General features: G+C 38.7%; 8 protein-coding genes. 6 read left to right on the top strand and 2 right to left on the bottom strand.

What is annotated here, in order from left to right; all coding sequences use genetic code 11:
* Positions 1–111: 111 nt before the first annotated feature.
* The 4 genes from QA584_RS19105 (at position 112) to QA584_RS19090 (ending at position 5879) form a co-directional block, all read left to right on the top strand.
* Positions 112–1476, top strand: coding sequence for an ABC transporter permease (locus QA584_RS19105; protein WP_278270699.1), 1365 nt, complete (start codon positions 112–114; stop codon positions 1474–1476).
* A gap of 15 nt (positions 1477–1491) precedes the next feature.
* Positions 1492–2178 carry an ABC transporter ATP-binding protein gene (locus tag QA584_RS19100; RefSeq protein ID WP_278270698.1) on the top strand — a complete coding sequence of 229 codons (687 nt, stop codon included), beginning with the start codon at positions 1492–1494 and terminating at the stop codon, positions 2176–2178.
* 1 nt (position 2179) lies between these two features.
* Complete coding sequence (locus QA584_RS19095; protein WP_278270697.1) at positions 2180–4387, top strand: PASTA domain-containing protein; 2208 nt, start codon at positions 2180–2182, stop codon at positions 4385–4387.
* 181 nt (positions 4388–4568) lie between these two features.
* Positions 4569–5879, top strand: coding sequence for a hypothetical protein (locus QA584_RS19090; protein WP_278270696.1), 1311 nt, complete (start codon positions 4569–4571; stop codon positions 5877–5879).
* 85 nt (positions 5880–5964) lie between these two features.
* Here QA584_RS19090 and QA584_RS19085 read toward each other — a convergent pair whose 3' ends face one another.
* Entirely contained in the window at positions 5965–7482 is a 1518-nt protein-coding gene (locus QA584_RS19085; protein ID WP_278270695.1) for a DUF5605 domain-containing protein, read from the bottom strand.
* Positions 7483–7710: 228 nt separating this feature from the next.
* Positions 7711–10221 (bottom strand): GH39 family glycosyl hydrolase, encoded by a 2511-nt coding sequence (locus QA584_RS19080; protein WP_278270694.1) that lies wholly within the window; start codon positions 10219–10221, stop codon positions 7711–7713.
* Positions 10222–10454: 233 nt separating this feature from the next.
* On the opposite strand from QA584_RS19080, the gene pgmB reads away from it, so the two are divergent.
* Both pgmB and QA584_RS19070 read left to right on the top strand, forming a co-directional pair.
* Complete coding sequence (gene pgmB, locus QA584_RS19075) at positions 10455–11144, top strand: beta-phosphoglucomutase (protein ID WP_278270693.1); 690 nt, start codon at positions 10455–10457, stop codon at positions 11142–11144.
* Positions 11137–12855, top strand: a complete 1719-nt coding sequence (locus tag QA584_RS19070; protein ID WP_278270692.1) for a glycoside hydrolase family 3 protein — start codon at positions 11137–11139, stop codon at positions 12853–12855. Before pgmB ends, QA584_RS19070 begins: the two co-directional genes overlap by 8 nt.
* Positions 12856–13011 lie beyond the last annotated feature (156 nt).

Here is a 13011-nt window from a genome sequence, read left to right as displayed (position 1 = left end):
GAAAAACTCATGTTTCATCAAGGTCCCACAGAATTCTCACAGGAATCACACACGGGGACTCTAGAATTTATTACAAGGCCGTGAGCCAATAAAAACAGGAGGAAAGATGTTATGAGAGCAATAAAGCATGCGTTCCTAAGTCTGATTAGGAAACCGACTAAGGCCATAATGATATTTGTCATATTATTTGTTGTGTATGGTCTGGTATTTACAGGAATTATTATAAAGAACAGTGTGAACTCGTCAAAGGTATATGTCCGTAAGGAGCTGGGGGCGGTAGTTGAAATGAAGGCAGATTATATGAAAGCCATGGAAGATCAATTATCCCAGGCGGATTATACCAAGTTAAATCTGTCAGCTTCTTTAGCCAGAGAAATTGCTAAGGATCCGTTGGTAAAGGATTTATATATAACGGAAATAACCAGTGCAGGGAATGAGGATTTAAAAAGTGCTGTGAATTTGGGAGGCGGCAGCGAGGGGGGACAGTTATCTGTTGCAACCGTTGGTTCAGCTTCCGATCTGGGGTCATCCTTTATGGTCATAGGCAGCAGTTCTGACACGCCCCAGGAATTTGACGACGGAACTTATAAAATTACCCAGGGACGGCTTCGGGGTAAGGAAGATGAAGGGAAGGATACGCTTTTGATATCCGAAGAGTTTGCCGGAAAGAATAATTTAGCGGTAGGAGACTCGGTTGAACTGACCTCCAGTGTGGATAAACAGACCTATTCTTTTGAAATTACCGGGATTTTTAAGGGCAGTTCTTCCTTTATGGTGGATCAGATGTATACCTCTTTAGAGAGTGCAAAAAAACTTTCAGGTACCCAGTCCGATGACAGCAAGGCGGCTTCCGTAAGCTTCAGGCTTAAGGATCCAATGGATATTGATAAATTCATTGACCGGCACAAGAAACAGATGCCTAACGATTATATTACCTTATATGCCAGTGATAATGAGTACAAGTCTTTAACCAGACCCTTGGATTTAATCAGTACAGTAATATCGATTCTTCTGGTTGTGGTATTTGCTGCCGGTGCAATTATCATGCTGGCGATTATTACGATCTTTGTCAGAGACCGTAAATTTGAAATCGGTCTGTTATTATCCAGCGGGGAAGGGAAACAAAAGATTTTATCACAATTTTTACTTGAAATCCTTGCAGTTTCCGTAATAGCCTTTACCGTCGCGGCTGCAGCCAGCAGATTTAGTGCAGACTATGCCGCTTCCTGGATCGTAAAAAACCAATTGGTGGAAGAGAATACCAAAAACACCGGCGGAGCCATATCCTTCGCTATCGGCGGAGCTGAAAAAAATCAGGTCAAAATCAGCGATGTGGCCAAAGAGTTTAATGTATCCGTTGATGGCGAAGTGGTTTATAACCTGTTATTGATTAGTTTTGGATTGGTAATTCTTTCGGCAGGTGCACCGTTACTGATCATACTTTCCTATAAACCCAGGGAATCCTTACAGAATTAGAAAGAGAGGCAATAAATGGAGTCAATTATATTTGAATTGGAGAAATTATCTTACGGTTACATAGACGGCGGAAAAAAGAGGATGATTTTAAACGAGCTTTCCTTTCAATTTGAGAAAGGAAAATTTTATACCATACTTGGACCTTCGGGTTCAGGAAAGACTACACTTTTAGCACTGGCCAGTGCCCTGGATGTTCCGGAAAAGGGCAAGGTATTGTACCAGGGCAAGGATATCAAAAGTATTGGATATACAAAATTCAGGCGCAACCACATGGCAATCATATTCCAGAAATATAATCTGACCGATTATTTAACCGGAGTGGAAAATGTGGAAACAAACATGATGATCATGGATCATAAAAGGGGTAAAGGACAAAGGGAGACTGCGTATAAAATCCTTTCCTCTGTGGGAATCGTTCAGTCTAAAGCAGACCGGCTGATTACTAAATTATCCGGCGGTGAGCAGCAAAGGGTGGCAATTGCCAGAGCCCTTGCAAAAGATGTGGATTTAATCCTCGGGGATGAACCTACCGGAGCTCTTGATACGGCTACTGCAAAGGAAATCATCGAATTATTTAAGCAACTGGCCCACGACTATGATAAAACAATAATCTTAGTTACTCATTCCGATGAGGTGGCAGGAAGCAGTGATATTACTTTAAAGCTGTTTGATGGTAAATTAGTAGAAGAACGTGGGGAATAGTATGGATGGACGTAAGAGTTTTCTAGATGATATATCTGAGAAAAAACCGGAAAGCTTTCAGGAAGAGGTGTTTGTACCGGCACAGAAAAGACCCGGACGGTGGATTGTGGCAGGGGCTGCCATTCTGCTCACAGGTCTGGCTATTCTTGTATTTATGCAGTTGGGTAAAGTGACTGTTCCCGATATGTCTGACTGGAAGCTTGAAGAGGTACAGACCTGGAGTTTAAAGGAGCATGAAAATACCGTAATGAATGGAATCTACAGTAAGAAAATTGCTGCTGATAGTGTCATATCCCAGGATATTAAGCCAGGTAAAAGGATTAGTAAAAGCAGTGCTTTAACGGTAACCTATTCTTTAGGTGCAGACCCGGAGGAGGCTGTAGCACTGCCGGATATTCAGAATATGAAATTACCGGAACTAAAAGGTTGGATTGCTGATAATCAAATGTCAGGGATAACCATCAAATTCGAAACCAGCGAAGTAATTCCGAAAGATGAGGTCATCAGCTATGAGTTTGTCGACGGCTCTGTGGAGGAATTCCTCCGGAAAAACAGAATGACCATCTATGTATCAAGCGGTAATGAAGATCTAAGCGCAACAGTTAAAATGCCGGATTTTTACGGAAAGACCAAGACGGATATTCTGCAATGGGAAGAAGACAATGAAATGAAAGTTACAATAAAAGAAGTGTTTAATCCGGATATAGAATACGGTAAGGTATTTAACCAAAGCATAAAAAAAGATACGAAGATTACACGGAAGGATTCCGTTAAAATCAGTATATCCAGAGGAAAAGCGATTTTGGTACCTGATTTTACAGGTATGACCAGAACGGAAGCTTCAGAGTTTGCAACCCTTTATGGAATGAGTGTATTTTTCAAACTGGAGATAAATGATGCCAAAATTGATACGGTAATCGGTCAGGATATTGCGGCGGGAACAGAAATCGATCAGAAACAGATTCTTACCGTAAGAATTGCCAGGGAAGAGGGAAAAATCCTGGTGCCGGATTTTGGAGGTTTATCGAAAGCGGAAGCAACGAGTCTGGCAGGACTTTACGGTATTAAGGTATTCCTTCGTAATGGGGACGAAGTGGGAGAGCAGGGAATCATTACGTCCCAGTCCATCTCATCCGGTGCTAAAATCGGCGCAGACCAGATTATAACTCTGGTACTAAAGGACAAGGAAGATATGGTTGTACTTCCTGATTTTTCGGGTATGACAAAAAGTGAAGCGGAAATTGCAGCGAAAGACTTAAATATTACCCTTAACTATCGTGAAGTAGAGAATGGGAAAGCTCTTAGTCAAACCGTAATCGGTCAGAATGTAAAGCCCAAAAAGCGGGTTAATACCGGGGAAACCATCCTGCTTTCCATTGCCGTCAACAGTGGAATCCGTGCAGAAAGTATGTGGAAACTAACCCTTAATGATGCCAAGGCATGGGCAATGCGAAACGGAATTACTCTTAATGTGATTGACAGTTACTCCAGTGATTATTCCATTGGAAAACTATATAAGCAGGACTGTAGGGCAGGGGATTATATACCCTCTGGTAAGACTCTTACCGTATACCACTCTCTGGGTCTTGTTATGGCAGAAAATTTTATCGGTAAAACTAAATCAGAGATACTAACGTGGAGAGATGACGTAAATCAAAAAGGTGCCCATATCGAACTGACCTTTCTTGCAGATACGGATACAACAAAGGCAAAAGGTGTGATTACAAAGCAAAGCATAGTAGAGGATCTTGTGGATATTGACCAGATAATTGATGTATGGGTGTCAGAAACGGACAATGGAGTACTGATTAAGAATTTCGATGGTCTTGCCAAAGAGGATTTGAAATTATGGTGTGATACCAACGGTGTACCTTATGTCGTTAACGAATGTTACAGTGATACCTATGAAGAAGGAAAGCTGTACGGACAGAATTATAAAGGAACTTATCTGCCCAAGGGGGAAAACTTAAAGATTAATGTGTCTCTTGGAAAAGTATTCCTTAAGGATTTTACCGGTATGTCAAAGTCAGAGATAGTGGGATGGCAGAAAGAGGTTAATAAAAAGAAAGCGGATATTGAACTTGTGTTTACAGACTGGTATTCCTCCGATGTTGTTAAAGGTAAGATAATTGATCAGACAGTAAAGGATCAGGAAGTGGATTTAGATGCTAAGATTTATGTAACGGTATCCTTAGGCTCAGGCGACTGATTTCGTTATCTAGTTGTAGAATAAAAGAAGCAGAACTTTTACCATAATAAGTCTAAAAATAATGGAAAAATATAGTATAATTTGTTGACATGTGACAAAATATGATGTAAAATTTTGCATATATCAAACTTTACATTAAATTTACAAGTCTGGAAAAAAATTACAGACGAGGAGAAAACTTATGAGGACATCAAAGATCAAGGCAACAAGATTCATGGTATTATTGGCAGTAATCTGTTCACTGTTAGCAGGCAATTTAAATCTGCCTGGCTCAGTAGCAGATGCCGCAGTTAAAAAAGCAGCTGTAAGTTCAACAGCGATGACAATACCTGTTGGTAAATTAGACAATAAGGTTTTTTGGAACAGCAGTTCATGGGAAATTGCTGGTGGACAGAAACTTTTCATTAAAAACCCGGTAAAAGGAGCAACCTATCAATTTACCTCCAGCAGCACCGCTGTCGTAAAAATCGGTAAGACCGGAGGATTTTTAACCGGTGTTAAAGCCGGAAGTGCAACAATTACCTGCACACAGACTTATAAGGGTAAAAAAACAACGGTTGGTAAGTGCAAAGTTACGGTAAAAAATGCAGCCTTAACAGTAAGTGATTATGAAAATGAATTCCCGGTAGGAAGCGGTAAATTTGACCTCGCTGACTATTATAGTTCGGAGGATCCTATGTTCAATATTACATACCGCAATCCGAATGCAACCTATTCTGTAACATCAAACAGTGATGACTTTACCGTAAAAGTTGTAAAATATGATGCATCAAAAGTAAAAGAAGTTTCAGACAGTAAAGAATATCAGGATGTTCTTAAGAGTTTTATAGGAGACCGTTATTTTTACGGATATCAGTTCACGGCTAAAAAGGCGGGTACTTACACCGTTACTGTAAAAGAGACCTATAATAAGAAAACCAAAACAGTCGGAAGCTTTAAAATTGAGATAAAAGATACCGGAATTTCCGAGGCTAAAAAAGAATTATTATTAGGAAATAATCTGGATGTACTCAGTTTAATCAGCTATCCAAAAGAGAATACCAATTATTATTTTGCAATCAAAGATTTTGATGAAGCGAATCCGGATAATAATGTATTGCGATTAAGCAAGGACGGAACGAATAATTATCTGTATGCCAATAAAAACGGTACAGCAGATGTTATAGTAAGAGAAGGATCAGAGCAGGGAACTGTAATCGGAACTGTTACTATTGTTGTAACGGAAGCTCCTTGTGAAAGTATTACCTTAGATTCCGAAGAATTTTCAACCTATGTTGGGGATGAATACTTCAATATATATTATAATGTGGAACCTGGGGATACAACAGATAAAGTCACTATTAAATCGGATAAACCGGAAGTTTTAAAAGTAGAATATAATGCAGAAGAGGAATCCTGGGTATATACCCCTTTAAAAGCAGGAGAAGCAAACATTACCATTAAATGCGGTGACAAGTCGGTTGTAGCCAAGGTAGTGGTTGAAAAAGAGTAGTATTTTCAGAAAGAAATTTAAAATAATAAAAAATAGAAAAAGCTGTCTCAAGAACTTTTGAGATGGCTTTTTCTATTGAGGAAGGTTATTTTTTTATGATTCGTATTGCCATAAATTCTTTGCCAGGAAGAGTAATCTTACACTTACCAAGGAAGGGACCCATCTTTTCTATTGTCATATTCCAGGTATCAATCACTTCGACCTCATATTCCTGGTCCGGAGGAAAGGAAAAAGTCCGAAAACCCGGACGAAACAAGCTGTAATAATGAATAGCATATGCTCCACCGTCAGCGATACCTAAGACCTCATCCCATTCCCCTTTGACCGGAATCAAGCCATTACTTGGAGTCTGCTGCATTATTTCTGATAAAAATTTTATTCGGGCAGGACTTTCACCGTGAAGAGTTCCTCCGTGAGACCACCAAAGAAGGTCCTTCGGATGCTGATAGGTTTCACCATGTCCCGGATATCCGCCACGGACAAAACATTCCCAAAAACGTCTGGTCATTTCCTGACCGCTAATGTTGCCCCAGGCATGATTGATGTTACCTTCATAAGCGATTTCGTCCAGTACAACCGGTTTTTTATACTGTAGTCTCCATTCGGTGGTACATTCTGCGGTTTTATACAGATCAAGCCGCTGGATACTGCAGTGGGTAATCCAGGGACGGTTAAAATCATAAAACTCAAAACAGTTGTGTATGGAGCGCAGATGGTTATAAGGGTCATGAGTATAAACTTCTTTCGCATTAGCTTCCCAATCAGCAATGGATTTATGAGTGAATATATCATATTCATTGGCCAGGGACCACCACACATTTCGATAAGCGCTGAATCTGGCAAGGACATATCGAAGATAAAAAGCCTCATTTTCCGGTCCCATGTGGCTAAAACCCCATCGGTCATAGGGGTGCATCAGGATAATATCTGCTTCTATCCCTAAATCTCTTAAGTCTTTTATTCGTTTTTCAAAATTTTGAAAATGAGAGGGGTTAAATCTTTTATAGTCCCACTGATTTCCTTTAAAGGTGTTATTATCACTGAATAAAACAAAATTATCCTCATTCAGGTCCGTGGAATCACAGGGTGTTCCTTCATAAGGGTAAGATACCGGTTCATAAAAATTATAAAGGTAGTGTTTTGGAAAAACGCAAAACCGCAGTTTATTAAAGGCATTTTCCGATAAAGTTTTTAGAGTCTGTTCCTGGAGCGCTGCTGACTGATGGGTCCAGGCATAACAGGTGGTACCAAGACTGTGATAGGGAGTTCCGTCTTCATAAATCAGATGAAGATTAGAAGCAACCCGGACCGGACCATGGTTATCTGCAGAAGGTGAGGTTACACTAAAACTCCCGTTGTATTCCACAGAGGAAAAAGTACCATTAATAATAAATTGATATTCTCCCTCAAAAGATGGCATAAACCGAACAATATAGTTACCATTACCGTCATAAAAACCATCTACGGTTTTAGTTTCGTAACTGGATTTAAAATAGCCAGTAATAGTATAATCTGCAAAAGGATTTCCCTTCGTAAACCCAGGTAGGACTGCTTCAAAGGTATCCCATTTTTCTATGGATGTCGTATATATAAAATCGTTCATAAAATCCCCCATTCTATAAGTTTTTTATATTATATAACATGACAGGAGTTATTGGCTTTAAATATTCTGTCAAATAATAGTACTATTTTGAGATTCTATTAATGAAACTCTGATCTTGTACCTTAATGCTGTGTAGTCCATACAATTAAAAGGCTGATTTTTGACCTTAAGGCAATGGAAGTAATATAATTCTTATAGATATGTTAAGTACAATAATGGGAAGAATTTTTACCTGCCGCATTTCTGCAAAATTATAAGCCGTATCTCATGAGGTTTTAGACTTCCATAATAATGGAGTACGGGTCCGTCAGAAGCAATTTGCGATTTTTTTATGAAAGGTCTTGATAAATCACGTAATGTATTAATTTCTTCCAGTGTAGTTAATGGGGTTGAGCCCATCTCCACCCATTTATCATAACAGCTTCCGTAATGCCTATTGACGATTTTTTCAGTAATTAAGTAAGTTCCCTCTTCCACATCGATTAGTTCCAGATTAAACTGTTTGTCTGCGGCATCGGGGAATACTTCATATCGGTTTTTAAAACTCATATTAAAATTAAAGCCTTCTAAATAAGATTCGGATACATCAAAGTAATTATATAAAAGGATACGGTAAGTTTCACGGTCTTTCGTAATAAAAATTCCTTCCTCTTCTGCCAAAAATTCATCACCAAGTTCTGATAAAAACTGATAAGCATAATAAGCCGGCTTCTTGATACCATTCTTTGTAAAATGCCCAATTCCTCCATGAAATAATTCCTCCGGAAAGTCCAATTCTTCAATCCAATCCGTAAGAGTCCAATGACAGAAACTCTCCGCCAGCTCATGATTCCTGCAAATATTACGGGCAATATAAGCAGAGGCATAGCAGGTATCATTAAGCCATTCTCTGTGGGAGGAACTAAAATTCCATTCCGTAATATAAAGGGGAAGCTTATCCCGATCCGGTAAAGATTCATTTAGCATTTTTAGATATCTGCCAAAGGAATCCGGGTCTTTTGAAAGCATTCCGCTTAAATCCAGGGAAAGTGTGTTAAAGGCCTTGTCGGATACCATGTCTGAATAATTTGGGATTGGATAAAAATGAAACAGGTATGCATCCGGCTTGCAGTAATTTTGTTTGGCGAACTCTAAAAACAGGTTATAGTTTTCAGAAGGAAAGGTATTGCTTACATAAGAAGTGGAGGCAACTAAGAGGTCAGGATTACACTTTTTTACACTTTCATATGTAATTTTATATAACCTCAGGAAAGTATCCATATCAACAAAATCAAAAGGATGTCCCGTCATAGTTTCATTCCAGAAGGTAAATATCCATTGGGATACTTCATGAAAACCGTATCGCGCTAATAAATGGTTAACAAAGTCAGTAACCAGACCTGACCATTTGCTGTCATCTTTTGGTTCACTGATACAGAAGGGAAGAGCAAATATAACCGAATCCGGATTTTTAGCCAGGGCTTTGGGCATAAAGGAAAGTTGTATCAGTGGTTTTAGCCCAATATTTATTAAAAAGTCAAATACCTCGTCCAACATAACAAAATTGTGATAAGGATTTCCTTTTAAATCCTCTCTGTAGACCATAAGTTCATCACTGAATATGTCATGGAATTTAATATACCGAAAGCCTATTTCCGCCTGCTGAATCCGTAACATATTCTGTATACTGCCAATTAATAGCTCTTTTGCCCGGCCGGCGGAACAGAAATTCAGATAGTTTTTGTTTAAAGGTTTTTTTAAACTTACTGTTTTTTTGGTGTCAAAGGTATAACTGACAGTTAAAGCCGGATTGGCAAGTGGTACCGGGGGCTGTGTGTTTAGGTAGGATGAAAGTTTCTCATAAAAATCATATTTCTCCAGATTCAAATACTGGGCGGGTGTATTCATTGGAAGAGAATTCTGTTTCTTTTCAGCGGAAAGATTTGCTTTCCGGTATTGGCTGGGAAGCATACCATATTGCTTTTTGAAAAGCACCGCATAGGATCGTTGATTGGGAAAGCCGCAGATCCCTGCAATCTCTTCAATTGACATCTCTGTGTCCAGCAGATAGGAGAAAGAGTGGTTTAATCTGATTTTAGCAATATAACTTGTCAGTGAGGTATTCATATTCCGTTCAAAAAAAGAAGATAAATAAGGAGGTGTTAAAGCCTCTCTTTCTGCGATTTCTGTAAGGGAGATATCGTTTTGGTAATTCTCTTCTATATAACGGATGATACGTTTTAACCGCTCCATATGCTTTGGAGGACGGCTTCTGTTGGGGCTTTGGGAAAGGAAATTATGCAATAACAGGTATAGGATGTGATAAGCATAAGACAATCTTAGTAATTGAGAATAGGATGAGCCGGAGTTTAGCTGAATTAATCTGGCTATGATTTCTCTGAGCTGGTCAAAGGCTTCATTATTTTTTTTTGTAGTTGAATTGCAGTCAAAATACAATGCTTCTAAATTGAGTCCGTCATAATGAAATCGGGACAGACGCATCTGTAACAATACCAGTATACAATCTTCACTGTTCGTATCATGTACCTGATCGGAATTAATGAGCAGAATATCATCTTCATGCAAGGTATATTTATGGTTTTCTACCCGGACCGTAAGGGTACCGGAGAGAACGAAAAGTAATTCAATACTTCTGTGCCAGTGTTTTTCTACGGTGCCGATTCGTTGACAGAAAAGTTTAATGGGTAAGTTTTTACTGTATTCAATCGTTTCATGCGTATCTTTTAAGCCGTCTGCCATAAGGGTATCCTCCGATTTATATCCTGTATTTTTTCATGTATTAAATTATTATACCAAATTATTTCATTTTACTCAAATACAACTGTAATAATTTAAGATTTATTTTTTTATATCTAATGATTAATGTCGGATAAATAATAAAAAAATACAGAAAACTACGTAAATAAGAGCCTTGTGTGAAACTGTAAAATATTATAATCTATAGATAGCAATTATATTAAAGGAGGTAAAGTGTGCAGGAAAAAGTCAAGGAAAAAGAGATAAAAGGATTATTGTTCGATCTGGATGGTGTGATAGTGGATACCGCAAAATATCACTTTCTGGCGTGGAAAAAGCTGGCTGATGAGTTAAATATAGATTTTACCCTACAAGATAATGAACGGTTAAAAGGTGTCAGCCGTATGCGTTCCTTCGAAATTGTTTTAGAAATCGGCGGGGTAACCATGTCTGAAGAAGAGAAAGAAAAAAATTGTGCGAAAAAGAATGATATTTATCTGGAATATATTAATCAATTAAAAGCAGAAGAAATCCTGCCGGGTGTGAGAGAGTTTTTAACAGATGCCAGAAAGAATGGTTATAAAATAGCCTTAGGTTCTGCCAGTAAGAATTCAAGACTGATTATGGAAAAACTGGGTATTATGGACTTATTTGATGAAATCATAGATGGAACAGTTACCTCAAAGGCAAAACCGGACCCGGAGGTATTCCAAAAAGGTGCAGAATTTTTGAAACTGCCCTATGACAGCTGTATTGTATTTGAAGACGCTGCCGCAGGAATTGAAGCAGCCCATAATGCCGGAATGCTTGCTGTGGGTATTGGAACGGTAGAAAATTTACCGGAAGCGGATCTTTTATTACCAGGTTTTAAAAATATTGTTATAGAAGAAATTCTTAAAAAATTGCAGGAGGTCAAAAATGATTAATTATGATGTATTGAGGAAGAACCCATTTAACTTAACAAAAAAGCAGGCAGAATGGGTTAAAAGTACGTTGGAAGGTCTGACCGTGGAGGAGAAGATCGGACAGTTATTCCATCTTATTATGTATAGCAGTGATGAAGCATATCTGGGTGAGCTGGTACACAAATATAAAATCGGTGGCATTATGGGACGTCCCATGCCATTAGAAGAATGCTGCAAAGCCATTAACTATCTGCAGAAGGAATCTAAAATTCCTATGCTCATTTCTGCCAATTTTGAAGCCGGCGGTGATGGAATGATAGCAGAAGGCACGAATATCGGTCCTAATATGATGATTGGTGCCACCGGTAATCCTGAATTTGCAGGAAAGCAAGGTTATGTCTGCGCCAGAGAAGGACTTGCCGCAGGTGCGAATTATGCCTTTGCACCGGTTATTGATATTGATTACAATTTCCGTAACCCAATTATGGCAACCAGATTATATGGTTCTGACCCAAAACTGGTTCGTGACTGTGGAGTTGCTTATACTAAGGCGGTTCAGGAACAGGGTATGGCCGTTTCCATCAAGCATTTTCCAGGAGATGGTGTAGATGAGAGAGATCAGCATCTGGTAACCAGCATTAACTCCTTATCCTGTGAAGAATGGGACGCTTCTTATGGTGAAGCCTATAAGGCCTGTATAGATGCAGGTGCGCTTACAGTTATGGTTGGTCATATTATGCAGCCGGAATATTCCAGGAAATTAGTGCCAGGTATTAAAGATGAAGATATTATGCCTGCTACTTTAGCTCCTGAATTATTAAACGGGTTATTAAGAGATCAATTAGGGTTTAATGGTTTAATTATAACAGATGCTACCACCATGGCAGGTATGTGTATACCTATGGCCCGTGATAAAGCAGTTCCTTATACCATTGCAGCAGGCTGTGATATGTTCCTCTTTGCTAAGAATCTGGAAGAGGATTATAAGTTCATGGAAGACGGAGTTAAGAATGGTACGATAACTCCAGAAAGACTGGACGAAGCAGTTATGAGAATTCTTGCTACGAAGGCAGCTCTTAAATTACCGGAGAAAAAAGAAGATGGAACATTACTCCCTAATGTAGAAGAAGCGAAAAAGGTAATCGGTTGCAAAGAACATAAGGAGATTGAACTTCAGACTGCGGACTGCGCTCCTACCTTAGTTAAGAATTTGCAGGCAGTTGTTCCTATTGATGTGAATAAATATAAGAGAATCCTTCTTTATCCCATGTTTACCGGTGACAATGCATATATGGGCGGCGGCAATGAAAACATTGAAAAGATAAAAGAGGCTTTTGAAAAAGAAGGCTTTTTAGTAAGCGTATATCAACCAGTAGAAAGCTTCCAGGAAGGTTTCTCCGTATCACACCTTGATATGGTTGATAAATATGACCTGTTGGTTTATGTTGCAAACCTGATTACAAAGAGTAATCAGACCACTGTCCGTATAGAATGGGCGCAGCCTATGGGTGCTAACTGCCCCAACTTCCAGGCAGCTATTCCAACTATCTTTATTTCCTTTGCGAATCCTTATCATTTATTGGATGCGCCAAGAATCAGAACTTTTATCAATGCCTATAAATTAAAAGACAGTACCTTAAAAGCAGTAATTGATAAATTATTAGGTCGTTCCGAATTTAAGGGAATCAGTCCCGTAGATGCCTTTGTTGGAAAATGGGATACAAGATTATAATGAATACAGATATAAGATTACAATGAGAAAACAGATAGGATGGAAAATCAAAAATAAAAATCAATTATTATTGTAAGGGAACATACTATATAAAGGAAAAACAGGTTGTAAAGGATTTGTTCTATAAACAATAATGTAACAGAAGATAAGGATTAT

Origin of the sequence: Anaerocolumna sp. AGMB13025 (assembly GCF_029689925.1) — a bacterium.
Taxonomy (GTDB): Bacteria; Bacillota; Clostridia; order Lachnospirales; family Lachnospiraceae; genus Anaerocolumna.
The sequence above is the reverse complement of the archived record's forward strand: the minus strand, read 5'-3'. Positions and strand labels throughout refer to the sequence as shown.

Bases quoted from the DNA above. Each gene is read 5' to 3' on its own strand.
- QA584_RS19105 (WP_278270699.1), top strand. From the start codon at position 112: ATGAGAGCAATAAAGCATGCGTTCCTAAGTCTGATTAGGAAACCGACT.
- QA584_RS19100 (WP_278270698.1), top strand. From the start codon at position 1,492: ATGGAGTCAATTATATTTGAATTGGAGAAATTATCTTACGGTTACATA.
- QA584_RS19095 (WP_278270697.1), top strand. From the start codon at position 2,180: ATGGATGGACGTAAGAGTTTTCTAGATGATATATCTGAGAAAAAACCG.
- QA584_RS19090 (WP_278270696.1), top strand. From the start codon at position 4,569: ATGAGGACATCAAAGATCAAGGCAACAAGATTCATGGTATTATTGGCA.
- QA584_RS19085 (WP_278270695.1), bottom strand. From the start codon at position 7,482: ATGAACGATTTTATATATACGACATCCATAGAAAAATGGGATACCTTT.
- QA584_RS19080 (WP_278270694.1), bottom strand. From the start codon at position 10,221: ATGGCAGACGGCTTAAAAGATACGCATGAAACGATTGAATACAGTAAA.
- QA584_RS19070 (WP_278270692.1), top strand. From the start codon at position 11,137: ATGATTAATTATGATGTATTGAGGAAGAACCCATTTAACTTAACAAAA.